The organism is Colwellia sp. TT2012, assembly GCF_001440345.1.
Taxonomy (GTDB): domain Bacteria; phylum Pseudomonadota; class Gammaproteobacteria; order Enterobacterales; family Alteromonadaceae; genus Colwellia.
In genome coordinates, this window is record NZ_LJYX01000006.1 from 613,517 (window position 1) to 640,339 (window position 26,823).

Sequence of the window (26,823 nt, forward strand, 5' to 3'; positions counted from 1 at the left end):
GAATTGGTGTCATCCTAAAATAAGTAGTTAAAAATAAACACTTTGGAATTTAATAGCGTGAACGAAATAATAACATCAACCGCAGTCTCAGTGCAAAGTCATAGTACTCAACATCTGTCTAAGTCATACAAAAAAAGTAAGTTAGCGATATTTATCGCCTTAACTTTTCTTGTTTCAGGTTGTAGTAGCACTATGATGAACCCTGATAAAGCGATTCAAGTAAGTAAGGTACAAGTAAATAGCTCTTTTCTAAACCTTGATAAAGTCGTTGTTATCGAGAAACAAGAACGGGCTAAAACTAATGAAGAAAAAAACAGCGGTGAATTTGTTCGTTTAAACCGTTTGGCTAATAATCAACAAAGTTTAAAGTTAGAAATAGACCTATCAAAACAGTTTGGTAGTCAAAAGCAATTTCAACTATCAGTCAATGAGTTGCCACTCAATGATTTTTTGCATTACGTGTTGGGGGACTTACTGCAGGTTTCTTACTTAATTGAGCCGAGCGTTAAAGCCAATGTCAGTCCAGTAACGTTAGAGTTAAAAGAGAAGGTTTCTGCGCAACGTTTATTTCAATTAGTACAACAAATACTTAACCAACACAAAGTAAATATTGCCTTAAATGAACAGGTTTTTTATGTACATCCATTAGCATCTTCCGGTAACAAAACCAATATGGCTTTTGGTTTTGGCCGCAAAGAAAGTGACGTACCAAGAGTCTCTAGCAACATCATTCAATTAGTGCCGTTAAAGTATGGTACGTCTACCCACCTAAGGAATACTATAGCCTCATTGGTGGATGCCAGCGTGGCTATAGACCCGGCACAAGGGCTGTTAACCATTAGAGGGCGTCGTGAACAAGTATTACGGGCTTTGTCTTTGGTTAATTTACTTGATAGCGCCGGCATACACAACAAGGCGATTGGCTTAGTAAGTTTTAATTACATTGATTCATTAACCTTTATCGATAAAGTCACGGAGCTGTTAGCACAAGAAGGCATTGTAGCATCAAGCAGTCGTACAAATTCTTCGAGTATTAAATTTGTGCCTATTGAGCACCTAGGTAAAGTAGTGGTATTTGCCAGTGCAGATGAAATACTCGATAGGGTCGAGTACTGGGCGAAACAATTAGATAAACCAGCCACAGGCTCAGAACAAAGCTTTTACACCTACCACCCACGTTATGCCCGTGCGTCCGACTTAGGGGCTAGTTTAGCGCCTTTACTTGGTGGTAGTAATAGCTTTAACGGTAATCGCAGTCAAAATAGCACTCGTTCAAATGTTAGCCGTGCGACTAACAATAACCAAAATAGACAGCAAAGCACTCAGCGAAATAATGGTAATAGTGTACAAACTATTGAAGGCGATAATATTCGCATGGTGGTAGATGAACGTTCTAATGCCTTGATTTTTTATTCTACCGGCAAGTTCTATCAAGGTTTATTACCCATTATTAAAAAACTTGATGTTATGCCCAAACAAGTGATGTTAGAAGTCATTATTGCCGAGGTTAAGCTAACCGGCAGTTTTTCTAAGGGGGTTCAGTTTGCACTTAAGAGTGGTGACTCAGGAAATAATAAAAAAAGTATTAGTTATAATGGTAAAGACGGCTTTGCTTATTCTATTGTTGGTTTAAGCGGTAATTTTAATATCAGTTTAAATCAAAAAGATGGTTTGATTAATGTATTATCAAGACCCACGTTATTAGTGCGTGATGGTGTTTCTGCATCTATTAGTGTTGGTGATGACATTCCTACCGTTGGCAGTACTACTTCAGATCCTATCAATGGTGAACGACAAACCACTACCATACAATATCGAAAAACCGGTATTGATTTAACGGTAACACCAACCATTAATGCGCAAGGTACGGTTATTATGACCATAGAGCTAAATATCTCTAATGTATCGCCTGATGGGGTAGACATTTCAGGAACACCATCAATTTTTGAGCGTAAACTCTCTACTGAAGTTGTTGCTGGTGATGGTCAAACGGTATTACTTGGCGGATTAATTAGTGAAAATAAAAGCTCTAATGCCAATGCTATTCCAATTTTAGGCAGTTTACCTATTATCGGCCACTTATTTAGAAGTGACGCGGATAGCTCAGACAAAACAGAGTTAGTGATACTGGTTACGCCCAGAATTATTCATAATGTAAGTGAATGGAACCGAATTCAACAAAGCTTTATCGATGGTTTAGAGAATATTCAGTTAGAATTGAAATAAAGGCAGCTAAGTACTGCTTAGAGAGTGCTAGAGCGATGAAATATAGTTAGCTTGAATGTAATTTGCATGTAATACATAGTTTTAAGAATATAACGTTATGTCGCTAGCGTACAATATTAACTAGTATGGGAAAAATATTAATTTTTTTTTGTTTTTATCCGGTTTTTTATAACAAGCGTCTTGAAAATGTCATAAATACAGGGTAACTTGTGCCTGTATGATTCAGCCTATTGAATTAGAATTTGTTTGTTTTAATATGCTCTTGATCTATAACAAGAAAAAATCCAGGTTCATTGTTTTATGATAAGCCTTAAGAGTAAGTACGGAACACAAAAGAAAGGTTTTTCACTGTTTAATTTTTTCTCAATAATCAAATAAGTTATTAGTTAATTAAGCAATGAAAAGCATAAAAATTGAGTAGATAGCACAAAAATCAATCAGCTGTGTTTTTTATCGGCAGTATTGGTAAATATAATACTATTTGCTTGACTTTTTCATAGGATTGTCATTAAATCGCACCTGGTTTTGGCTAGGCGCCTAGCCAAGGTGAGAAAAATATATTGGTATATAGTTTCATTAGCTATGTACTGGTTTCATGAAACTAGAAGGAAAATATAATGAATTTTTTTAAAAAAGCACTAATCGCTACTGCTATCGCAGGTACTTTTGGTACTGTACAAGCTGCTGATTTAACTGACGCTGTAACTAAAACATCAGCTCAAGGTTTAGAGATCAATGCTGTTGCAAACGGTTCTCTTCGAGCAATCGTTCGTCAACAATTAGAAGCTGGTGATAAAATCACTTTAGTGTTCGGTAAAGATATGTTTAGTACTGCACCTACTTCTGCAACATTCGCTTCAGTTGCTGTACCTGCTACAACAGAAGTAAGTATTACATACGGTTCTGGTACTTTTACTATGGGCAATGCTGTAATTACAACTACTCTTGGTGTAACTACTATGGTATTTGAAGTATTAACTGGTGACCCGGTACCTAAAGATGCTTCTTTTGAAATTGGTGTTTTTGGTAGTGATGTGGCTGCTGCAAAAGCGTCTGCAGCTACAGTAACATATTCAGCTGTTTCTGGTTTAACAGGTGATGCTAAAGATACTACTGGTGATAACACTGGTAAATTTATCGTTACTGCTGACCAATATGGTTCAAGTGTAACTACTAAACTTGACTCTGTGATTAAACGTGATGATTTAGAAATCTTTACTAACACAACTGGCGATACTAACGTAGATATTTTAGTTATTAAAATTACTGATGCTCAAGCATTGTTGTCAGCAGCAAATGGCGCAAATGTTAAAGCTACTGTAACAATTACAGGTGATTTTTCTGCTGCCACTGCTATGACTGGTGTAGTTGTAAATACTGATTCAGGTACTGCAAACACTGTAACTAACCTTGTAATAGCATCTGATAAAAAATCTGCTGATTTTACTGTTGTTGATGAAGCAACAGTTGCAGGTATCGGCGGTACATATACAGTAACATTCGATACTAACTCTTCTGGTAATAACCCGATTAAAGCTTCAGCTTTCCAAGCAACTGTTTCAATTGATGCTGACTCTACTGTAACTACGAACACTGCACAAGTTACTCAAACTCTTGCTGACGCTGGTCAATGGAAAATCGATGCTGCAATCATCAACGTTCCTTACTTTGTTGTTGGTAAAGAAGGTACGTCATCTTCAGTTCACTTCTCTAACTTAGGCCCTAAAGCTGACGTTATTGTTGAAGCTGTATCTGTAGTTGATGCTGCTGGCAAATCTGTAACTTACAAAGCAGTAGACTTAGGTTTTGACTTAGCTGCTAACTCAGTAACTAAAGTTAGCCAAGGCGCTATCATTTCAGCTCTAGGTATCCCTGCTGGTACTCAAAAGTTAAGCGTAACGTTTAACATTGACGGTAAAGCTTCTGACGTATCTGCTTATGCATTTACGCAAAATGAAAATGGTCGTTCAGAAATTTCTAACAGCCAACAGAAGTAATTATTAACTTAGCCTAAGGCTAATTGATATTACAAAAAAAACCCGGCTTAGCCCGGGTTTTTTATTGTCTAAATTTTATTGTCTAAATCTTATTGGCTAAATATACTGAAAGTGATTTTTACTGCTGAATTTGTTGTTATGTTAAGTTTCATTAAGTTGTATTAGGTTGTATTAAATCGTTTGTTTATTAATCTTGAATATGTTAGGAGTTGTTATGTTACCCCAAGTTATAAAATCTACCTTATTGTCAGTTCTTTTTATCGCCACCTTTGCCTTGTCTAATATCGTCAGTGCTGAGCAAGCTGCATTTACAGAGCAAGTTTGTCTGTTAAGCATGGAGCTAGACACCAAGCCAAAAAATAAAAGTCAAACACTTAACTTTGACGACAATATCAAAATGCAATTGACTAATACTGTTGCTACTAAGAGCCACAAAAGTGCCATTATCGCCAGTAATATCACCTGTCAGCAGTTAACTGGCGCAAGTTATACCGGCTCAAATGAAGAATGGGCAAAGTTTTTTGATTCGGCTTTTCAGGGCATGTTAAAAGCTAACTTTACCGATATTCAGTTTACTTTAGTGGGTGAAGAGGACAAAAGTTTTCACTCAGCAATTGCCAATGACTTTATTGTTAAAGAATATATTTTTACTGCAGATGCAGGTGGCAATAAACAAATCATTAAAAACTTAGCGCTATTGGATAAAGCGAATAATTCGGTTTATACCTTTTCAGTAAGCGGTAATGATATGGTGGAAGCTGAAATCTCACAAGAGTTTAGTAGGCTTGTTGCGAGTATTAAAAAAGCAGCTAAATAACTGAGATGCTGAAACGAGTTCAGCATGACGGGCACTTGTTATCTGAGGTGCTGAAACGAGTTCAGCATGCCAGGATAAGAGTCACCCTGAACTCGTTTCAGGATCCCATCAGTTAGGCACTTATTATCTGAGGTGCTGAAACAAGTTCAGCATGACGGTGGTCGTGCAGCATGATGCTAATTACTTTATCTGCTGTTTAACTGTTAAATAATTATCCATTTCAACCTGACACAATTCATTAAGTTTTTTTAACGTATTTGGCTCATTAAAAAACGCTTTCAACGTGTCTTGCAGCTTTGTCTGCTCAGATGAAGCGAGTTGCTCAGTAATATTTCGTTGCTCAATTTTTATCTGCTTTCCTGTTAAAGTAAAACAGTCCTGTTCAAACTTGGCTAAATTATCTAAAAACCCTATTACCTTAAATTTCGCTAAATTGGCGGCAACTTCAACTTGCATGTTTTCTGCATCGGCTTGATCTTTGGGATAACGGCCAGTTAAAAATAATGTACTGGTATTGGCCATTTGCCAACCGCGTCGGCTGCTTAGTATTTCTTTCGCTTCTTTTATCAAACTATCGCTAGTTAAATTTTCTAAGCTATTTGGCGGCATTATCGCCATGGTATTGGTTTGTTTGTTGAATAGATAATTAGAGATAAACCGTTCAACGGGATTCCTTAATACGGTGATAAAGTTATATTGCGGTGTAAAGTGGTTTAGTATTTTACTGTTAACGGGTAAATGTCCGCTGACATATTGCCAGTTTAGATTTAAATGATAAGTTAATATACGTTGTAATTCTTGGTTATGGTGTTCACTAAAATCACATTTGTCATTAAGGCTTTTAAGCTCTTTTTTATAGCTTAATAAGCTACTGGCGATGAGAGGATTACGCGTTATCTTGCGCTCGCCAATTTGCGCTAACTGAGCGCGTAGAGCGGTATCAATAGAAACACCACCACATTTGGGGATATGAATAAAAGCCACGGATTTGTTGTTGTTTTTAGACGAAGCGATTCTATGCAAAGCAATATCATAGCCCGTTTTTTGAATGATTTTTTTTAGTGTTTTTTTAATGTTTAGTGACATAGGGTTCAGTTTGATTTTAGTTCTGGAACCCGATTAGGACACCAAGGGAATGACTTACTCAACAAAGCTCAACAAGGGCTGAGTCTTTGCAATAACTTGTGGTTATGTTATTCGTTGAGCGGTTATCTAGTTTTGTGTTTTGCTTAAAATTACTAAAGGCTTGCTGGTAAGCATCCATAAGCTGAAAATAATTTGCATGTTCGCCTGCCTTCACTTTTATTTGTGCTAGTTCACTACTTTTACGTGTTAATGTGAAATCACCGGCAGCAACACGACTATTTCTCGATAATGACTTGCTTATTGCCGCTATTGTGTTGCTTGAATAGTTAAGGTCAGCAAAGTCAAATAACGCTTTAAATTGTTCATCAGGGCTTTGGCAAACATCTTCATAACGTATTATTGTTGCGGAGTTGTTTGTTATGGTTATTTGTTCTTTTACCATAGCCTCAACCCAACCCTGTAAATAACCCATTTGCAGCCAAATACTTTCGTTTTGTATGTTGGATGAAAAATTGTTTATCGCGGTAAGTGTTTCGGGATTAAATTTTTTACTAAATAAATCGTTGGCGCGCCAATTTAATGCTTGGTAGCTCTTTGCTACTGAAAATGGGTGCCTGACTAAATATATTAGCTTTATATCTTTGCTGAGGTAGTAATTAATGGCAAGTGGATTTACCTCTTTAATCAATAGAGCCTTTTTTTGTTTTACCGATTGCCACTGTTTTGGGTAGGCAATTACAGCATTAGTGAAATTAGGTTTTGCTGATAAACTGTCATCTATATATTGCTGATATTCAGGCCAGTTGTCACAACTCTCTTGATCGAATACTGAAATTCGTTTTATCTTAAAGCTGTCTTTAGTTTTATTATTTTTTTTACTTTCGGTTAAGGTGTAGTTGGTTGTTGCTGGCTCCCTTAGGTAACGAACATCTTCACCCATGCCCATAATTGAACCAATCCAACTTGAACCGCTACGCGGGAATGAAAGTAATAATATTGGTGGAGGGCAAGTGTTGAAGGTTTTTTTTGATAAAAAAAACAACCTTGGTGCTTTGATATAGAGTTTTAGTTTAAAAAGCGTTTTTCTTAAACGAAAAGGCACTCGTTTAATTAAGTTTGAGCGTATGCTTTGATTCATTGCTTTTATCTATCACTTTCTTTATTAATTATATGGAAGCTGTGTAAGTATTTAGGCCATTTTATCATAGCGGTAATCATTAACCGCATAAATTCACGCGTTTTACGGGTGAATGCCAAACTTAAGAAACTGGCAATCATGTAAGAAAGTAGTGTTGCCCATGCAGCACCAATACCACCATAAGTAGGAATAAGTAATAAATTTAACAGGATGTTACTAATAGCGCCTGCGCCATGGCTCATTAAGCTGAATTTATAATAACTTTCAATAATTAGCCATTTACTTAATATTGCTCGTTGAAAAATAAATAACGTAGCAAAAATGTGAATACTCAGTATGTTCGCACTAATCTGATACTCATCGCCGTAAATTAAATTGATCAGTGGGCTTGCGACAGCATAAGTAATTAGACTAATTAATATGGCGCTTGCCACCATAAAACTGAGTATTTTCAGTAAAAAAGTTTGATAGAGATCTGCTGATTGTTGTTTAAGTTGTATTAATTTTGGGTTAAACGCATTGGCAATTAATAGCGGAAAAACATACCAAAACTCTGAAAGTTTAGCCGCAGCGGCATAATAGGCAACCTCTTCTGTGCCGTGAAAGCTAGCTAACATTACTTGATCAATTTTAAGGTATAAAACTGCGGCAATACCAGAGAGTAATAACCACTTACCTTGATGAAATAAACTCGCAACACTTTGTTTTGAAGGTGCCTTACTTATTTGACCTTTTACCTGATTACCTTGTAGATAATAAAGTGTTAAGTAGCTCAATCCGATGGCAACAAACTCAAACCCATGAACGAACAGTAAACTGAATAAGTTAGCGCCATTCATTATGATGAATATCTTGGCTGTGCTAGTACATACAATAATTGCCAGCCTAATTTTTAGGGTATAACTGACTTGTTTTTTGGCTAAAAAGAAAAACTCCACCAAATAAAAAAGACTAAAACTTTGTAGTACTAATAAAAGTAATATGTAGGTGAGTTGCTCGTCTTTTATTCCTAATAAATAGGCACTAATGCCACCTAATACTATGCATATTAATGCACCGATACTCCTTAAAAATAAGGCACTGAGGAAAACATAATGACTATGCTTGGGGTATTTAACAAAATATTTGGTCGATATATTATTTAGACCCATTGCGCATAAGGGAATAAAGAGTGAAGTAAACGAGGTGATATAAGCATATTGCCCAAAAACTTCAGGGCCAGCAATACGCGCCATTAATACGCTAGTTAAAAATGACATACCCAGGATTATGACTTTTTCACTGATTAGTAATAAGCTGTTTTTAACGTTGATGGAAAGTGACATTAGTATTTAATTTATGTTTATGAAAATAGAGCTTATTGTTTGGTTAATATAACATGAAGCATTTGTTATCCTGAATTTTTTCAGGATCTAATTAGTGAGGCACTTGTTGCTTGGGGTGCTGAAACGAGTTCAGCATGACGGCGGTGGTTCAGCATGCAGTACTTTATCACCGAATATGATAAACTGAATTTAATTTTAGATGAATTAAAGTAAGTTGATAACTATGGCCAGTTCACTGAAAAGTCGATTAAAAAAAACCATTGTAAGTTTGCTTACAGCTAAACTGATTGATGTTGGTATTAGTATTAACATTGTTTATTTATTTGGCTCTTATGCTTCTGGTACTGAGACAAGCGCAAGCGATATTGATATCGCGGTGCTTGGTAATAAAAAAATCCCTTCATTAACAAGGTGGCAATTACAAGCTGAACTTGCCGATGCACTTGCTTGTGATGTTGATTTAGTTGATTTACTTAGTGCGTCAACTGTCATGCAAAATCAAATAATTCACCATGGGCTTTGTCTTTATGAAACTAAAAATTCAGCAGTTCTTTTTGAAATGCAAGTAATGTCAATGTATCAACATTTGAATGATGAACGAGCGGATATTTTAGCTCAATTTATAAAGGGTTAGTAAATTATGGATGATGTTGTTATCAATAAATTGGCGAAAATTGAGCGTTGCTTGTCTCGTATCACTGAGGTTTATCAGCAAGCAGGTGATGGTTTTATGACTGACTATACTCGCCAAGATTCGATTATATTAAATTTACAAAGAGCCTGTGAAGCGGCAATTGATTTAGCCAATTATATAAATAAATTAAAAAAATTGGGTATACCACAAAGTAGCAGAGACAGTTTTGAATTGTTACAAAGAGCCGGTTTTTTATCGCTAGAGATCAGTGATAATTTGAAAAAAATGGTAGGTTTGAGAAATATTGCAGTACATGATTACCAAGAACTCAATCTTGATATTGTTAAATTTGTTGTTGAAAACCACCTAGTTGATTTTCAACATTTCGGTAAAGCAATTAAATCCTTATTACTTTAGTGTTTTTCTCGTTATCCTGAATTTATTTCAGGATCTAATAAGCGTGGCACTTGTTGTTTGATGTGCTGAAACGAGTTCAGCATGACACCATCGTCATCCTGAATTCGTCATCCTGAATTTATTTCAGGATCTAGATCTAATGAGTGGGGCACCTGTTGGCTAGTGTTTTTATTCGAATAATTTGTAGTTTTATCCTCAGGTTAAAATGCTACAATGCGCGCCATTAATCAGATTTAGAATGCTTAGACGGAAGAATAGATGAAACATGAATTACTAGCCTTGGAAACGACTAACGATATCGTGAGTTTTAAAAAACTCTTCAGCATTATTTTTCGTATGAAATGGTTCATCCTATTTATCACCTTAGCTTTTGCCGTCGGTTCAGTTTATATAGCAATGGGTAAACCCAATGTTTACACGGCTAAAGGTATTTTTGTTCCCGCGCAAAGTGACTCAGGCGGAGGCTTATCTCAGCTTGCGGGGCAATTTGGCGGTTTGGCTGGAATAGCCGGTATTAGCTTAGGTGGTGGTAAGGGCGATGATAATGCTATTGCGTTACAATTGCTTAAATCGCGTAGCTTTTTACAATCATTTATTGAAAAACGTAACCTTCTCCCGCAGTTATTAGCTGCAACAAAATGGGATCAAGCCAGTGATTCATTGATTTACAATGAAGAGTTATATAACGCACAGGAGAAAAAATGGGTACGCGGTGCTCCCCCAGGGAGAAAAATCATTCCGACGCCTTGGGAAGGTTACTACACATTGTTGAGCTTAATTCAGATTGAGTATATAAGTAAAAAAGGTTACATAAATATATCTGTAACTTACCTTTCTCCAGAATTAGCTACTAAATGGTTAACATGGCTTGTTGCAGATTTAAATAGTTACTGGCGTTTACAAGAGAAAAAACTGGCCGATGACAGTATTGAATATTTACAGCAGCAAGTAGCTACTACGAATAACAGTGAAATGCTGACTATTTTTTATAGCATTATTGCCGAGCAAACGCAGAAAACTGTATTGGCTGAAGTACGTAAAGAATACTTATTTAAAACACTTGCGCCTATCGTGACTCCTGAAGAAAAATCAGGTCCTTCTCGTGCGTTAATCGCCGCAGCGGGTACATTTTTAGGTGCTTTGTTGTCTTTATTGTTTTCCTTTGTTTATGTCAATATTCGTCCTGAAAAAGTAAAGTAATGGTGCTAGAAGCTAAAATGCGAGGCTTGCTTAAAGCAATATCGCACGCTCTATCTGGTAATTTACTTGCCGCCTTATTTGCTTTTGCTTCGACCGCTTTGTATTCACGCTATCTAGAAGGTTCTGATTTTGGTGTGTTGGTGTTGTTGCAAAGTTATATTCTTGTTTTTGCAGCTTTAGCTAACCCACAGTCTTGGCAAGGGCTGATCAAATTCGGTGCCAAATATAAAGACAGTGATCTTGATTCGTTTCATTCTGTTGTCTCCATTTGTGCCATCCAAGATTTTATTTATGCGTTATTAGGCGCTATTTTAGCGGTTATACTCGCACCGTTTTATGTCGTTTTTTTTGAATTACCAGGCTATTTAACTCGCTACTTGCAATTATTTAGTGTAGTGGTTTTTTTCAGTCAAATAGGTTTGGGTATTGGTGTGCTTAGACTGGCAGGTAAATTTTCTTATGTGGCTTTGCATGCGGTTTTTGCTGCAGCTTTAAATTTAGTTGTGGCTTTGGCGGCTAGTTATTTTTCTTTATCGTTAGCTGAAATCATAACGTTTATGACTTTATCTATGTCTATCGGCGCCCTTAGCTTAATCGCTTTAGGTCTTTTTTCATTGAAGCGTCAGTTTATCTCTTTTGATAGCATACCTTTATTTAAAGGTACTTTTGATTGGCGGAATGTTGTCAAATTTAATAGTTATACCCACTTTACTAATATGGCTGATATCCCTGTCAGGCTATTAGATACTATTTTAGTAGGCGCTTTATTATCGGTAGAATCCGCTGGTGTTTATAAAATAATTCGACAATTGGGCACTATTATTGATAAATTCACTGGGCCAGTTGGGCAAGTGCTTTTTCCTGAATTTTCAATGTTATTAGCAAATAATCAACTAAGAAAAGCGACAGCCTTATCAAGTAAAGTAACCTTAGTGGTTATGGCCGTTAGTGTACCTTTTTCCTTATTACTTGCTTTCACGTCCTCTTATTGGCTGCCTTTAGTTTTTGGTGACTATATGTCGGCTTATGTTTGGCAGCTAGGTGTCTTCTTTGTCTTGCAGGCGGTAACGGTTAGTTTTATGAGCATTCACCCATTATTTGTGGCCTTGGGTTTTGTTAAGCAGCAGTTATGGTTAACTATTAGTTTAAATGTCACTTTTATAGTATGTACTTACTATTTTAGTCAATACTGGGCATTGTTTGGTATTATTTTAGCGCTAGCTGTGCAGTATTTTGGTACAATCTCGGTGAAATTATTTATGATCAAAAGAACTTTAAACTTAACTAATATAAAAAATTAATATGAAAATATTACATTACACACCAAATTTTTCCATGCAAACCGAAACCTTTATTTATGATCAAATTTGCGCTGTTGAGGCGAAAGATGGTTTTGATAATGTTATTGTTGCTTCTTATTTGACCAACTTGGAGTCGCGCCCTTTTAAATCAGTCAAACACATTCCGATTCAGCAGTTAATTTCAGCAAGGATTACTGGGATTTTAGCTTTTCGCTTTCAGCAGTTAGCTTTTTTCATTAATTATTCTGCTTGGTCTGTGTTATTAAAAAGTGAAAATCCTGATATTATTCATTCTCATACGGGTAATGGTGCGAAATTAATTTATCATATCCTTAATAAGTTAAAATTAGATATTCCGGTAGTGATCTCATATTATGGTTCTGATGTTACCAGTGAACCATTAAAACGCCGATTTTATCAACGAGATTTATCTCGTTTTTCTAATCAAATAAATACTATAAGTACCGTACCAACACATTTTTTGAAAGCCAAAGCGATAGAAAATATAGCTATATCTGCTGATAGGTTGAGGGTTTTACCTAATGGTTTTAGCCCTCACTTTTCCACCAATCCTAAACGTATTTTTTATCAAGAATCATTAGGGCAACCTTATAAAATACTAATGGTTGGTCGTATGGTTGCTTGTAAGGGCCATAGTGATTTACTGTATGCTTTTTCACTGTGGTTAAAAAAATATAAGAAAAATGCTCAGTTAATGTTAATAGGTGATGGCCCCTTAAAAAAGGTTATCGATAACTTAATCATTTCGTTAGGACTGGAAGATAATGTAAAAATATTTTCGGCACTTAGTCATCAAGAAGTTGCTGATAAAATGCGCATGCATGATTTATATGTTCAACCATCGATTACCGATCCTGTAAGCTTTCAAGCCGAATCTTTTGGTGTTGCGGCGTTAGAAGCGGTTTCTATTGGTTTACCTATTATTGTTTCTGATTGTGGTGGCTTACCTGAAGTGGTTGCCGGACCTGAGTCAGACGCTTGTTATATTTATCCGCAAAAAAACATTAATGCGTTAACTCTTGCGATTGAAAAGATGTACTCCAGTAAGTTTTGTGGTGATGAGGTTTTTAGAATGTCAGTGGTTAAACGTTTGAGCCAAGAAAGTAATACAAATAATATAATCGATATCTATAAAGAGCTAAAGCCGTATGATTAATTCAAATTACGTATTAATTACCAGTAATATGTATCGTCCAAGTGTCGGTGGTATTGAAAACTCGCTTTACCATTTAGCTAAAGAGTATAAGGCGCTTGGTTATAAGGTTTTGATAGTAACCAGTGATATTACTCATTTAAATGTTGAGTTACCTGAATATGAAATGGAAGATGGTATTGAAATATATCGTTATCGCACTTTTTCTGGACAAGGTGTTCTCGGTTTCAGCAAACATTTAACCAATGCTTTTTTCCTCTACAAAAGGTTGTTGAAAACATATCAACCCTCTACTGTTATTTGTCGATACCATTTTAATTTAATGTTACTCAAACTTGCAGGTTGTAAAAATATTACTTATTTGATACCCGGCGTGGTAAAAAATGAAACGAAAATAAGTATGAATTTAACCTTAAGTGGTTTTGCCAAAATAAGAGCTAAATTATCTTTTGCTTTTCATCAATACTTACAAGAAAAAGCACTAGAACACGCGAATAAATTATTTGTTTTTAGCCAAAATATGCTAACGCAAGTGAGTGAAATAACCGATCGGAAAGATATTACCATCACTAAACCTGGTGTTTCACTTAATCGTTTTTTTCCGCTGTGTAGAAAAGATAAATTACTTATTAGAGAAGAGTTAGGCTTAACAACGGATAAAATAGTTTTAATATGTATTGGTCGCTTAGTTAAAGCTAAAGGCTTTGAAACAGCGATTAGAGCAATAGTAGCAAGCCACAAAGACAATCTTGAATTGTGGATTTTAGGTGATGGCCATTTATTTGATGATTTTAAAAAATTAACCGCTGAATTACAATGCCAAACCCAAGTAAAGTTACTTGGTCGCCAACAATGTCCTGAACGTTATTATCAAGCCGCTGATGTTTTTGTGATGTCTTCAATTTATGAACCTTTAGGGCAAACTATATTAGAAGCATTAGCGACAGGGCTTCCTATTATTACCGCACCAAGTTCCAGTACGGTTGTCACTGCAAGTAATGAGATCATAGATAAAGAACATAATTTTTTTACGGCTGAGCATAGCATTGAAGCTTTTAGCCATGCTTTTTGTCAGGTTGCTGAATTACTCGATAACGACTATCGAACTATTAGTGAGTTTAATCGTCAACAAGCTAAAATTAAATTTAATTGGTCAGTTCTAGCGCAAGAATTGCTTGATGATGAGTTTATTCTTTCAAAAAAGAAGGATAACCGATAGTGATATTTTTAAAACTACAATATTACATCCTACGTATTATTCAATTGTTCACCTTTAATCATTATTTAAAAAACCGTGTTGCGAAAGCTCATTACGCATTTAATGTGGCTCGGTATAGCAAACAAGGGGTTGAACTAGGTGAAAATACGATTTTAATTGATTGTAAGTTTTCAAGTTCAAGTAAAGGTGATAAATTTTATATTGGTAATAATTGTACTCTTACTGGTGTTACTTTATTGGCTCATGATGCCTCACCTACATTGTTTTTACCAGAATTAGTCAACTTTGAACCTACTTATTTACCTGGGTCCCGTTGTTCATATCGTGATCCTATTCATATTGGTGATAATGTATTCATTGGTTGGGGTAGTATTGTTCTTCCTGGTGTTACTATTGGCTCAAATGTTGTAATTGGTGCCGGTAGTATAGTGATTAAAAGTATTCCTGATAATAGTGTTGCCGTGGGCAATCCTGCAAAAGTTATTAAAGATATAGAGTCTTATAAACGTGCCTATTATGAAACTTTCAATGATTTCCCCGAGCGTTTTTAATGGTTGCTGTACAAGTTTTGAATAGTAGCCTATTTCGACAAACCATACATGAACAGCGTGTGGTGTTTTGTCATTATATTATAGTGTGGATGTTAAGTTTTTACCTTTTAGCTGATATTGCTTCCGGCTTTTTTGTTTTACAATTAGGTATTGATTTGAAAATATCGTTGCTCTATAAAATGGTACTTTTTGTTTGCCTATTGTTAATGATTGCGCGTTATCAATTTAATGTTTTTATTGTCTTACTCTCTATTATTACCCTGTTATTAGTGAGCCCAGTTGCCGAGTTATTTCGTTTACCTGTAGCTGAGTATTTTATTGCAGATTTTTCAGCAGTCATTAAAATACTAATGCCATTAACTGTTTTTATGTATTTTGCCAGTGTTTATCAGGTTAATTCAGTATTTGTAGAAAAATGGCTTAAATTCGCATTGTTCTCAAATTTCACTATTTTACTTGTTAATTTAGCTGTCGGCGCTTTGGGATTTGGGCGGCCTTCTTACGCTTTAGCTAATGACGAAACTGCTGGCTCTAACGGTTATATTTATGCAGCAAATGAATTAGGCGCGACATTAATTGTTTTATTTGGTTTCGTCTTACATATGTTTTGGAACCACTATAGAAAATATTATATTGTTATGGCTGTTCTGACTTTACTTTGTGGTGTCTTAGTGGCTACAAAAACAGCAATGTTAGCGGCTATTTTATTGATTTTTCTTGTACCACTTTTTAATGAGCGGCAAGTGTTTTTCCGATTAACCTGGCTGAAAATAAAATTATTGGTACCTGCCACTATTTTAGTTATCACATTAATTATTTTTATTGTTGATTTTTTAAAAGGCTTAGGTCTGTACGATAGGATGATGTGGATATTATCGCAAAAAGGGATTATTGGTGTTATCTGGTCGGGAAGAAATGAATTTTCTGCAGAGTTATTAAATATTTATGTCTATCAAAGTACCTTGTTTCAACAAGTTTTTGGCCAAGGTGGTGGCGGCGTTGCCGAGCATGTTGGTATAAAATATTCTGCGGAGGTTGATGCTGTTGATACCTTAGTCTGGTTTGGTTTTATGGGCTTGCTTATCTGTTTAGCTATGCCATTTTATTTTATTGGACGAGCGGCTAAAATCTTTTTAAATACCGATAGCCTTTATGCACCCTGTGTTTTACTGGTCAATTTAATATTATTGTTTTTATCCCAGCTCAGTGGCCATGTATGGATGTCAGGAACATTAGGCATTAGTTTAGGTTTATTAAATGCCTTATTATTACTTGAAAATACCAAGTCGATTGAATACAAGGAGCGTTTAAGTGCCTAAGTCTCCTTTGGTTACTGTGTGGATACCAACGTTAAATCGACAAGATATGCTCAAGCGTGCGTTGAATTCCGTGCTTGCGCAAAGTTATGACAATATTGAAATTTTTATTGTTGATAATGGCTCAATCGACAATACACAAGTTGTTGTCGCTGATTATATGGCTAAGCATAAAAATATTAGCTATCACAGGTTTGATGAAAACAAAGGGGCTTGTGCAGCGAGAAATTACGCAATAATGCACGCTAAAGGCAGCCTAGTGACAGGACTTGATGATGATGACGAATTTTTACCTGAGCGTATAACCGAGCTAGTTAACGCCTTTGATGAGCGTTTTGCTTTTGTCTGTACTGGCTTTTATTGGGATTATGGTGCTCATCGTAAAGCAAGATTAAACCATGGGTTAGAAGTGAGCTTGCATGATCAGTTGAACTTTAATCAAACCTCCAATCAAGTGTTAGTTAGTAAGCAACGAATTATTGATGCTGGTTTATTTGATGAAACACTGACTTCTAGCCAAGATTGGGATATGTGGACACGCTTAATTGTTAAATATGGTACGGCACTTCGCATTGCTGGCGCTACCTATATTGTACATACCGCACATGATAAGCCAAGAATTACAGGGAATATTGATAACAGGCTTAAAGGGCTTAAGCAATTTTATGACAAACATCAAAAGTTAATGTCAGCACAAAATAATAAATGTTTTAACTTTTTAAGGTTTTATAATGCTGAAAAATGTTTAGGCTTAGTTGATTTTATTTTGTTATTCACTTGGCCGATTAAAGATCAAATTATTCGGTATTTTATCGTTTCACATTTCCCTCAATTAGCAGAAAGGCGTTTAGCACGCTTACGTAATAAATAATGTCTATAAAAAAAATTTGTTTTATTTCTAACTTATTTCCATCGGAAAAAGATCCTAGTTTTGGTAGTTTTGTCGGTTTAAGTTACCGACAACTAAAAAACATGGGTTATAACTTAAGTCAACCTATCGTCATTAACGCTAGAGTAGGCAAGTTTAAAAAACTATTGGCTTATATTAAATTTTTATTTATGGGCCTTAAGGCGATACTTAGTAATAAGTATGACTTTTTCTATATTCATTATTTAACTTATTCAACGTTATGCTTATTACCTATTTTACCGTTTAAGAAGGTTAAATATTTAGTCAATATACACGGTGATGACTTAGTTGGTACGCGTCTAATTCACAAAATAATGGGTTTACCTTCCGCTTATATATTAAAAAGAGCTACTGCTATTGTGGTACCTTCGCTATATTTTAAACGACAGCTATTGGCTAGACATGTTTTTGTCGATGAAGATAACGTTATTATTTCCGAATCGGCAGGTTTTCGAGAGGACTTTTTCTACCCGCCAAAAGTAGAGAGTAATCAGTTAATCACTAATAACGATGATTTACACTTTGGCTATATCTCTCGGGTGGATGAAGGCAAAGGTTGGGAGTTAATGCTTTTAGCATTTTCGCTATTGAAAGAAAACAATCCAACTGAATACGCTAAATCAAGGTTATCAGTTTATGGAGCTGGCGCTCAAGTTCCTGCGTTTAATGCTATGGTTTTACAGCTAAATTTAAGCGATATTGTCACTTATTACGGGCCTTTAGCACAAAAGATGTTAGGGGAGAAATACCGTAGCTTTGATTACTTTTTATTCCCCACACGACGAGAGAGTTTTGGTTTAGTTGCTGTAGAGTCTCTTGCTTGTGGTACACCCGTTATTTGTAGTGCTATAGAGCCGTTAACCGATATGTTGTTTCATGGGGATAATGGTTTTTTATTTAAAGATGGTTGCGCTGATAGTTTGTATGAAAATATCGTGAAGTGTTTCGATCTCACAGAAGAAAAATATTCATTATTAAGAAAACAAGCTGTGAAGTCGGCAAGGCAGTATAAGTCAGAGCATGTTGCCGAACGTTTATATGATGCCATTGAAAAAAAATTCTAATATTTTAAAACCTTCGCTAGGATAAGTTTAAGTGAAAGATCTAACAGACTTTAATGTCACACCTTTTAATACTAAAGAAGCGGTATTAAGTCATATCCACCAGCATTATAATGTGGATGAACCCTACCATATTATTACGGCTAACCCTGAAATTATTTTTGAAGCGGTCAATAACCCGACCTTCACCGAGTTGTTTATTAAAGCTGATTTAGTTATTGCTGATGGTATTGGTGTATCAATGCCTTTGGCTTGGCGAGGTTATGACAGTAAAAGAGTTCCAGGGATAGATGTTTTTGAAGCAATATTAGCTGATAAGGAACTTGGAAAAAAAGGTGTCTATTTAGTAGGGGCTAAATTGACTACTGTCACTAAAACAGCAAAGCTCCTGACTGAACAGGGCATTAATGTCTGTGGCTATCGCGATGGCTTCTTTGATGTTAATGAAGAAAATATAAGGCAATTATCACTGGAAATAAAAGCACTCACCCCTGGGATTGTTGCCATAGCAATGGGGGCACCTAGACAAGATGAAGTTATCGGCTTATTAAAAGAATCCGGTGTTAAGGGGATTCTTATTGGTGTCGGTGGTGCTTTTGATGTGCTATCGGGTGAATTAAAACGAGCACCCATTTTAGTTCAAAAAATTAAGTTAGAGTGGCTTTATCGTCTGTTAGGTGATTTGAAACGTTTACCTCGTTATAAAAAAATTATTAGCTATTTTATTTGGCTATTTAAAAGCTAGTTTATAAAGGTTCATTTATGAAAATATTAACTGTATTCGGTACTCGCCCTGAAGCCATCAAAATGGCACCTCTTGTACACAAGCTTGCAAATGATGATCGCTTCGAAGCGAAAGTTTGTGTTACTGGCCAGCACCGAGAAATGTTAGACCAAGTGTTAGCGTTATTTAAAATTACACCTGATTATGATTTGAATTTAATGAAACCAGGTCAAGATTTAAACGACATTACTTGCGGTATTTTGCAAGGATTAAAGCCTATTTTAGCCGAATTCCAACCTGATTATGTATTGGTTCATGGTGATACAGCGACAACTTTTTCTACAACACTTGCTGCTTATTATCAGCAAATAAAAGTAGGGCATGTGGAAGCGGGTTTACGTACGGGTAATTTATATTCACCTTGGCCTGAAGAAGGTAATCGAAAATTGACTGCTGCTTTGGCTGAAGTGCATTTTGTGCCCACATTAACATCTGAGCAAAACTTATTAGCAGAAAACATTCATATTGATCAAATCACTGTTACGGGAAATACCGTTATTGATGCTTTGTTAGATGTTAAAAGTAAACTTGATGAAGATGTTACCATTCAGAAAAGTATGGCTAAAAAATTCAGTTTTCTTGATGCAGATAAAAAAATGGTCTTGATCACTGGGCATCGCCGAGAGAGTTTTGGAGGTGGTTTTGAGCGTATTTGCCAAGCTATTGCTAACTTAGCTAATGAGTTTCCTCAGGTACAATTTGTTTACCCAATGCATTTAAACCCCAATGTACGTGAGCCAGTAAAGCGCTTATTAGCGGATAAAAGTAATGTGTATTTAATTGAGCCTGCAGACTATTTACCCTTTGTTTATTTGATGGATAAAGCTACGGTAATTTTAACGGACTCTGGTGGTGTTCAAGAAGAAGCACCTTCTTTGGGTAAGCCCGTGTTAGTAATGCGAGATACGACTGAGCGACCAGAAGCTGTTGATGCTGGCACGGTTAAATTGGTAGGTACAGATGTAGACGCTATTTTCAATAATGTTCATGAATTATTGACGAATAATGAAGCTTACGAAAAAATGGCTTTTGCTCATAACCCTTACGGGGATGGTAAAGCCTGTCAACGTATAGTTGATAAGCTTGCTAGTTTAAATTGATTGTAATTTTTAGTTAGCTCACATGAAAGTCAATGTTGAATATGCGCTCGCAGATGATGATTTAGCTATGAGTTAAGGCTTCTCTACAAGGTTTAATGGGATAAAATCGTCATTCCGAACTCGTCATCCTGAATTTATTTCAGGATCTAATGAGTGTGGCACTTGCTGTTTGAGATGCTGAAACAAGTTCAGCATGACGATGGAGCTTCAGCATGACGATTGTGGTTCAGCATGACGCTGTGTGTTTATTGAGCTTTCAAGGTTTGACCATTCACTTCAATGCTGTCGTTCGACATCAAATAAACATATAACGGCATAATAGCTTCTGGGTTAGCAATCTCTGTTTTATCTTCAGCGGGAAATGCACAAGAGCGCATGTTGGTATCGGTAGCGCCTGGGTTTATTGCGTTAGTACGCAAATTGCTGGTATCGTATTCATCAGCGATAACTTGCATCATGCCTTCAGTGGCAAATTTCGACATGCTATATGCTCCCCAATAAGCGCGACCTTGATTACCAACACCTGAAGAAGTGAAAACTAAAGAGGATTTTGGTGCTAACAATAATGTTGGTATTAATGCTTGAGCCAGCAGATATTGCGCGGTAACATTTACTTTCATCACATCATTAAACACTTGCTCATGAATTTGAGTAAAGGGCGTAAGTTCACCTAAAATTGAGGCATTAAGTAATGCACCATCTAACTGACCAAATTGACTTACAATAGTTGAACACATATCAATATAGTTTTGCTTAGTGGCACCCTTTAAATCTAAAGGAATAATCGCGGGCTTAGCTAAGCCAAGGGCTACAATTTCATCATAGACAGCTTCAAGTTTACTAACCGTTTTACCCAGAAGAATTACTGTGGCACCAAGTTTGGCATAAGTTAATGCGGCAGTGCGGCCAATACCAGCACCAGCCCCCGTAACTAGAATGGTTTTGTTGTTTAAACAAGCATCTTTTATTGAATAATTAAACATCTTAGATCTTTTCGCTGTGTGTGAGAAAAATACCTGTCTATTCTACTCGTTGACATTTTCATTGACGAGAAAAAAGTTTATTAACATGAAGAAACAACACAAAGTAAGACAGAATAATACAAAAAAGTAAAAAAATACTAGCACCTTGTGACATCTTGGGGTAACTTGAACTGGTCTAACTAGTTATTCAAACGTTAGTTTGAACTTTAGTTCGAAAGCTAAAATTAAAATAACTTTAACAACTATACATAATAAAAATTAAGGCATTGGGGAATTTAACATGAAAAAGCTAGCTCTCAGTCTTGCAATTATTAGTGCACTTGGTTTAAGTGCCTGTGATAGCGAAACTATCGAAGATGTACAAAAAGAAGTTGCTGATAATGGCTCAGCGGTTAAGTCGTTAGCTCGTATTGTTTTTGATCCCGGTGCGGGTGCCGCAGGCTTGTCTGTTCCAAATGACTTATTGTTTTCTGGATCCCAAGATGGCACGTTAAACTTCCCAGCAGAAAACTTGGTCGATGAAGACGGTAATAAAATACGTCCTGATTATTTGGATCCAACAGTTGTTATGGGGGCACTTGATGGTTGGTCGGTTAGTAACCCTTTTGTGCTTAAAATTAAATTCCCACTAGATACTACATTAGATGCAAGCTCAGTAATGAATCCTGCTTCTGTACGTATTTTTGAAACATTGATGGGGCAAGATGCAGGTTGTGAGGCAGTACCTCGTGGTGCTGCTTGTAAAGTGGTTAGTGAATTAACTTTTGGTGTTGATTTTGTTGCACAGGCAAAAGGCAATAATATTGTCGTTGCTCCCCTAAAACCATTCGCAGGTAAAACAAGTTATATCGTTGCATTAACAAGTAGTATCCAAGACAGTAACGGCACCTCAATTGCAGGCTCAAATACGTATGAAACCGTTCGTCAAGATATTACTACGAACCCATTAGCAACAGATGCTCAAAAAAGTTTACAAGGTGTTATCAATAGTTATGAAAATGCTATTGTCGATTTTGGCGCTGATAAAGACAGTTTAATTTATACTTTTGCTATGACCACACAGTCAACAACCGATTCATTAGTAGCTCTTAAAGGTTTAATGGCGAGTAATGTGCCCGCAATGCTTGCTAATGCAATGAACGGTATACCAGCCATTGGCTTTCAAGATAAAGGCATGTCTGTTGCTGATGTTTTAGGCGATAGCATCCCGGATGAACTAAAACCTTTATATAGTGCTGCTAACTATATGAAAGGTTCAATAACACTCCCGTATTACCTTGCCATACCAACGGCTGAAAATCCTCTAGCACCTACTAATGATTGGTGGAAAGCTTTATGTGATTCAGGCGCAATGTTGGCTGGATTAGCCGCAGTGAACCCTAGTGCAATTCCTGTTGAAGCTATTAGCCCAACTGATCAAGCTTGTATGGATATATCCGCTGCTAAGAATTTACCTGCGCCAGGTTTACGTGATTTAGGGATTGATGTTGAACGTCATATAACTAAATTTAATCCTGTACCGGCAGCACGCATTATGATGCCTATAGATGTTCAAATGACTACACCTAACTTAGCAGTAGCAAATGCTGTTCGTGCTGGTTTGGGTCTTGATGATTTAGTTAAACCTGAGGCTGGTTGGCCGATTGTTATTATGCAACATGGTTTGTCTGGCTATAAAGAACAAATGTTAGCCGTAACAGGGGCACTTTCTATATATGGCATTGCCACAATAGCAATAGATGCACCTTTACATGGTAGCCGTGGTTTTGACTTAGATGGCGATGGCAATGATGACATAAATGGCAGCGATACCACATTACATTACATTAACTTAGCTAGCTTATTAACGGGTAGAGATAATTTCCGTCAGACCATAGCGGATACTTTAGGTTTACGTCTAGGGCTTAACTTTATCGGGGCAGTTGATACTAATGGTGACCCAGTTGACTTAATGATAGATAAAAGCAATGTGCATTATTTTGGCATTTCTTTAGGTGGGATAATGGGTATAAGTATTACAGCAATGGCAAATACTCCTTTAGAGCCGCAAGTAGATGGACTTTTCAAGTTCAATACAGTTTCATTATCAGTACCAGGTCTAATGTTGGCAAACTTTGGTATGGAATCACCTGCTTTTTCAGGTTTGGTTAAGTCTAATCTTGTCTACAAAAGCTCTGCTGAATTTAAAGCCTTTGTTGATATGACATTTCCCAATGGTTTCACTCAAGATCAGTTAACAGCAACGTATGAAGCGTTTTACAGTGGATTATCCCCAGAAGAGCAAGCCGAGTTGAATACCGTTTTTGCTGAGTTTACTTTTGTGTCACAAACGGTAACTGACTCTGGGGACCCTATTAGTTATATCACTGATTTAGCTGCAAGCAATACACCTATAATGTTAACCGAAGTTGTGGGTAATGGTAGTGATAACCTGCCTGACCAAGTAGTGATTAATACAACGCCTAACACTCCTATGGGTGGCACTGAGCCAGCTATTGCATTATTAGGACTACCTAGTGTTTCAACTACATTGCAAGATGCAGAAATGCCGGTTTCTGGCGCTATCCGTTATGCTTTTGGTCATCATGGCTCGGTGTTAACTCCGGTGGCTATTCCTGGGGTGGCTCCTGATGCTGAAATGACAGCTAGGACGACAAAAGCAATGCAAAGCCAACTCGTTACCTTTATTTTAAGTATGGGTCATACTATTACAGTAACCGATGAAGACATTGTGAAGTAATAGTTTCTCTCATAATATTTATTGCGAAAGCCCTCTTTTGAGGGCTTTTTTTTGTCTAGTGTTTACATTATTTTTACTGTTGTTTGCAAGCGAATAAAATAGTGTAGAATTAGCGCAACTAGTTTTATCCTTGTTTATCATTATATCCTCAGGAGTCCTCTTGGAATTTTTATACGAATACGGTATGTTTTTAGCAAAAACGGTTACTTTTGTTTTGGCGGTAATTGCCATTATCATTGCTATTGCTGGCGCAGCCATGAAACAGCAACACAAAAAAGGTGAATTGGAAATCACCGACTTGTCTGAGCAATTTATCGAGACCGAAGAAGATATTATTCATGCCTTATTAACCAAGGAAGAATATAAAGAAAAAGAAAAAGCCGATAAAAAATTAGCAAAAGAAAAAGCAAAGGCCGATAAAGCAAAAGCTAAGTTAGCTAAAGCGGGCGAAGCAGAAGAGCCAAGTAAAGCCCATGTATTTGTTATAGATTTTAACGGCAGTATTGATGCTAAAGAAGTCAGCTCGTTACGTGAAGAGGTAACAGCGATACTTTCTGTGGCCAAGCCGACAGATGAAGTATTTATTCGTTTAGAAAGTGGTGGCGGTATGGTACACGGCTATGGCCTAGCTTCCTCGCAACTTGACCGCATTCGTCAGCATAATATTCCACTGACAGTCTCTGTTGATAAAGTGGCTGCTAGTGGCGGCTATATGATGGCGTGTGTAGCTAATCATATTATTTGTGCACCCTTTGCCATTTTAGGCTCTATTGGTGTCATTGCCCAAGTGCCTAACTTTAACAAATTACTTAAAAAGCATGATATTGAATTTGAGCAATTTACCGCCGGTGAATTTAAACGCACAGTGACTATGTTTGGTGAAAATACTGAAAAAGGCAAAGCCAAGTTTATTGAAGAACTGGAAGAAACCCATGTGTTATTTAAAAACTTTGTCAGTGAACGCCGACCTAGTTTAGACATTGCTAAAGTTGCAACCGGTGAACACTGGTTTGGTACTACAGCGCTAGAGCTAGGCTTAGTTGATAGCATTCAAACCAGTGATGACTACTTACAAGGAAAAAGTAAAAGTCATAAAGTTGTCGCGATTAAGTATGAAATTAAAAAAGGCTTGGCCGAAAAGTTTTCTAAAGCAGCGTCATTGTCAGCTGAAAGTTTTATCGGTAAGTTATTACAGCGTAATAATATTTTTCCTGGCTAGTCAGTAAATCATTAACTAAGCTCAAATCAAGTGAGCATGAACTGAACTGAGTTTAGTTTAACCGTTGATAAGATAAAAAAAAGCCTTGCTGAGTTTACCCAGCAAAGCTTTTTGTTTACTAGTAGCCAGTTATAACATGACTCTCGACTTCTATTTGACTTCTGATTTAGTTATCTTTTAAGTGTTTAAAGTTTATATCGTCAATGTTTAGACCTGCTTTGGCATCTAAATACATCTCATGGTCAAACTGACCTTCACTCTTAGCAATCACCACACTTACCATACTATCGCCAGTAACATTGACGGCAGTACGAGTCATATCAAGTAAACGGTCAACACCTATAATTAACGCAATACCTTCCACAGGTAAACCTACTTGCTCTAATACCATGGCTAGCATAATCAAACCAACACCAGGAACACCTGCCGTGCCAATGGAGGCTAAAGTCGCCGTAAGAACTACCATTAAGTAGTCAGCCAAGGTTAAATCCTGGGAGAAGACTTGCGCGATAAATACCGTGGCGACACCTTGCATAATGGCTGTGCCGTCCATATTAATGGTGGCACCAAGTGGTACGGTAAAAGAGGCAATAGAGTTTTTAACGCCCATCTTCTTCGTTGCAGTTTCTAAGGTAACCGGAATGGTAGCGTTAGAGCTGGCAGTCGAAAAAGCAAAAATAGCGGCATCACGCATCTTCTTTAAAAATATCAACGGGTTTAAACCGGTTAATAATTTTAGAATGATAGGGTAAGTGACGAAAGCATGGATCAATAAGACAAAGAAGACCACAAAGAAGTATTGTATTAAGTTACCAAAGGTATCGAGTGATACTGAAGTAAATAAGGTTGCTAATAGTGCAAAGACGCCATAAGGAGCGATATTCATTAAGATAGAGACTAAGCGCATAATGACGACACTTAAATCGTCAAATATTGAAGCAATGCGGTCACCGGCTTTTCCTGACAGGGCAATGGCAATACCAAAGAGTAAGGCAAAAACAATTATCTGCAACATATTGCCTTGGGCAAAGGAAGCAAAAGGATTGGTAGGGAACATTTGAATAATAACTTGCGCTAAAGAAGGTGCTTCTCTACTAGTAAAACTGCTATTCGCTACCATATTTACTCCTTCTCCCGGAGCAATAAGTAAGGCGACAAAAATAGCAAAACTAATGGCGATGGCGGTAGTAGCGAGATATAAACCAATGGCTTTACCACCAATTCGGCCAAGTTTACTGATATCTTTTAATGAGCAAACCCCGCACACCAGAGAGACAAAAACCAGTGGCACAACTAACATACGTAAACTGGCCATAAATATTTGCCCTATGACCTCTAAAACACCATCAACGAGAAAACCTTGCAGGGATAAATCAAAGAAATAAAGGTTGATGATTTTGTCAGAGCCATTTGGCATCAGCCACTGTAAGAAGGTTCCCAATAATATACCGGCAACCATACCGATAACAATACGGCTAGTTAAATTGGTTTTTTTGAGAGCAGGGGAAGTTGTTTGATCAATTGTCATAGTGTCTATGTTACTTCAGCTAGGTGGTAAGTTAAGTGGTAATAATTAAATAGCTATTACGATTAAATTTTAATGGCTTAGATTAGCAATTATTGAC

22 protein-coding genes are annotated in these 26,823 nt (G+C 36.6%); 17 read left to right on the top strand and 5 right to left on the bottom strand.

The window, feature by feature from the left end; all coding sequences use genetic code 11:
* Nucleotides 1-57 precede the first annotated feature (57 nt).
* The 3 genes from ASU03_RS04450 (at nt 58) to ASU03_RS04460 (ending at nt 5,040) form a co-directional block, all read left to right on the top strand.
* The gene (locus ASU03_RS04450; RefSeq protein WP_231731483.1) at nt 58-2,226 is read left to right on the top strand and encodes a secretin N-terminal domain-containing protein; all 2,169 of its coding nucleotides are present in this window, start codon (nt 58-60) and stop codon (nt 2,224-2,226) included.
* 617 nt (nt 2,227-2,843) lie between these two features.
* Entirely contained in the window at nt 2,844-4,223 is a 1,380-nt protein-coding gene (locus ASU03_RS04455) for a hypothetical protein (RefSeq protein ID WP_057830656.1), read from the top strand.
* Nucleotides 4,224-4,437: 214 nt separating this feature from the next.
* A complete protein-coding gene (locus ASU03_RS04460) occupies nt 4,438-5,040 on the top strand; it encodes a hypothetical protein (RefSeq protein ID WP_057830657.1) in 603 nt (200 codons plus the stop codon).
* A gap of 180 nt (nt 5,041-5,220) precedes the next feature.
* On the opposite strand, the gene ASU03_RS04465 is transcribed toward ASU03_RS04460, so the two are convergent.
* From ASU03_RS04465 to ASU03_RS04475, 3 genes are read right to left on the bottom strand one after another with little or no spacing between them, the layout of a single operon-like run.
* Nucleotides 5,221-6,126 carry a sulfotransferase family 2 domain-containing protein gene (locus tag ASU03_RS04465; protein ID WP_057830658.1) on the bottom strand — a complete coding sequence of 302 codons (906 nt, stop codon included), beginning with the start codon at nt 6,124-6,126 and terminating at the stop codon, nt 5,221-5,223.
* A 58-nt stretch (nt 6,127-6,184) separates the two neighbouring features.
* On the bottom strand, nt 6,185-7,264 hold the full coding sequence (locus ASU03_RS04470; protein ID WP_057830659.1) for a sulfotransferase domain-containing protein: 1,080 nt from the start codon (nt 7,262-7,264) through the stop codon (nt 6,185-6,187).
* Nucleotides 7,265-7,269: 5 nt separating this feature from the next.
* The gene (locus ASU03_RS04475; protein WP_057830660.1) at nt 7,270-8,589 is read right to left on the bottom strand and encodes a flippase; all 1,320 of its coding nucleotides are present in this window, start codon (nt 8,587-8,589) and stop codon (nt 7,270-7,272) included.
* Nucleotides 8,590-8,812: 223 nt separating this feature from the next.
* Between ASU03_RS04475 and mntA the strand changes: the two genes are divergently transcribed.
* From mntA to wecB, 12 genes are all read left to right on the top strand, one after another.
* Entirely contained in the window at nt 8,813-9,223 is a 411-nt protein-coding gene (gene mntA / locus ASU03_RS04480; RefSeq protein ID WP_057830661.1) for a type VII toxin-antitoxin system MntA family adenylyltransferase antitoxin, read from the top strand.
* 6 nt (nt 9,224-9,229) lie between these two features.
* Nucleotides 9,230-9,640: a type VII toxin-antitoxin system HepT family RNase toxin gene (gene hepT, locus ASU03_RS04485; protein WP_157465806.1), complete on the top strand. Its 411-nt coding sequence runs from the start codon at nt 9,230-9,232 to the stop codon at nt 9,638-9,640.
* A gap of 258 nt (nt 9,641-9,898) precedes the next feature.
* Complete coding sequence (locus tag ASU03_RS04490; protein ID WP_057830663.1) at nt 9,899-10,840, top strand: Wzz/FepE/Etk N-terminal domain-containing protein; 942 nt, start codon at nt 9,899-9,901, stop codon at nt 10,838-10,840.
* On the top strand, nt 10,840-12,141 hold the full coding sequence (locus ASU03_RS04495; RefSeq protein WP_057830664.1) for a lipopolysaccharide biosynthesis protein: 1,302 nt from the start codon (nt 10,840-10,842) through the stop codon (nt 12,139-12,141). Before ASU03_RS04490 ends, ASU03_RS04495 begins: the two co-directional genes overlap by 1 nt.
* 1 nt (nt 12,142) lies before the next feature.
* Nucleotides 12,143-13,318, top strand: coding sequence for a glycosyltransferase family 4 protein (locus ASU03_RS04500; RefSeq protein WP_057830665.1), 1,176 nt, complete (start codon nt 12,143-12,145; stop codon nt 13,316-13,318).
* A complete protein-coding gene (locus ASU03_RS04505) occupies nt 13,311-14,534 on the top strand; it encodes a glycosyltransferase family 4 protein (RefSeq protein WP_057830666.1) in 1,224 nt (407 codons plus the stop codon). Before ASU03_RS04500 ends, ASU03_RS04505 begins: the two co-directional genes overlap by 8 nt.
* On the top strand, nt 14,534-15,085 hold the full coding sequence (locus ASU03_RS04510; RefSeq protein WP_231731484.1) for an acyltransferase: 552 nt from the start codon (nt 14,534-14,536) through the stop codon (nt 15,083-15,085). The genes ASU03_RS04505 and ASU03_RS04510 overlap by 1 nt, the downstream gene beginning before the upstream one ends.
* Nucleotides 15,085-16,404, top strand: a complete 1,320-nt coding sequence (locus tag ASU03_RS04515; protein ID WP_057830667.1) for an O-antigen ligase family protein — start codon at nt 15,085-15,087, stop codon at nt 16,402-16,404. Before ASU03_RS04510 ends, ASU03_RS04515 begins: the two co-directional genes overlap by 1 nt.
* The gene (locus ASU03_RS04520) at nt 16,397-17,272 is read left to right on the top strand and encodes a glycosyltransferase (protein ID WP_057830668.1); all 876 of its coding nucleotides are present in this window, start codon (nt 16,397-16,399) and stop codon (nt 17,270-17,272) included. Before ASU03_RS04515 ends, ASU03_RS04520 begins: the two co-directional genes overlap by 8 nt.
* Complete coding sequence (locus tag ASU03_RS04525) at nt 17,272-18,375, top strand: glycosyltransferase family 4 protein (protein ID WP_057830669.1); 1,104 nt, start codon at nt 17,272-17,274, stop codon at nt 18,373-18,375. The genes ASU03_RS04520 and ASU03_RS04525 overlap by 1 nt, the downstream gene beginning before the upstream one ends.
* A 31-nt stretch (nt 18,376-18,406) precedes the next feature.
* Nucleotides 18,407-19,117, top strand: a complete 711-nt coding sequence (locus tag ASU03_RS04530; RefSeq protein WP_057830670.1) for a WecB/TagA/CpsF family glycosyltransferase — start codon at nt 18,407-18,409, stop codon at nt 19,115-19,117.
* A gap of 17 nt (nt 19,118-19,134) precedes the next feature.
* Nucleotides 19,135-20,256 (top strand): non-hydrolyzing UDP-N-acetylglucosamine 2-epimerase, encoded by a 1,122-nt coding sequence (wecB, locus tag ASU03_RS04535; protein WP_057830671.1) that lies wholly within the window; start codon nt 19,135-19,137, stop codon nt 20,254-20,256.
* Between the two features lie 245 nt (nt 20,257-20,501).
* Here wecB and ASU03_RS04540 read toward each other — a convergent pair whose 3' ends face one another.
* Nucleotides 20,502-21,239: a YciK family oxidoreductase gene (locus tag ASU03_RS04540; RefSeq protein ID WP_057830672.1), complete on the bottom strand. Its 738-nt coding sequence runs from the start codon at nt 21,237-21,239 to the stop codon at nt 20,502-20,504.
* Nucleotides 21,240-21,519: 280 nt separating this feature from the next.
* On the opposite strand from ASU03_RS04540, the gene ASU03_RS04545 reads away from it, so the two are divergent.
* Both ASU03_RS04545 and sohB read left to right on the top strand, forming a co-directional pair.
* Complete coding sequence (locus tag ASU03_RS04545; protein WP_057830673.1) at nt 21,520-23,979, top strand: VolA/Pla-1 family phospholipase; 2,460 nt, start codon at nt 21,520-21,522, stop codon at nt 23,977-23,979.
* Nucleotides 23,980-24,139: 160 nt separating this feature from the next.
* Nucleotides 24,140-25,198, top strand: coding sequence for a protease SohB (sohB, locus tag ASU03_RS04550; protein WP_082627140.1), 1,059 nt, complete (start codon nt 24,140-24,142; stop codon nt 25,196-25,198).
* Between the two features lie 166 nt (nt 25,199-25,364).
* On the opposite strand, the gene ASU03_RS04555 is transcribed toward sohB, so the two are convergent.
* Entirely contained in the window at nt 25,365-26,726 is a 1,362-nt protein-coding gene (locus tag ASU03_RS04555) for a dicarboxylate/amino acid:cation symporter (RefSeq protein WP_057830675.1), read from the bottom strand.
* Nucleotides 26,727-26,823 lie beyond the last annotated feature (97 nt).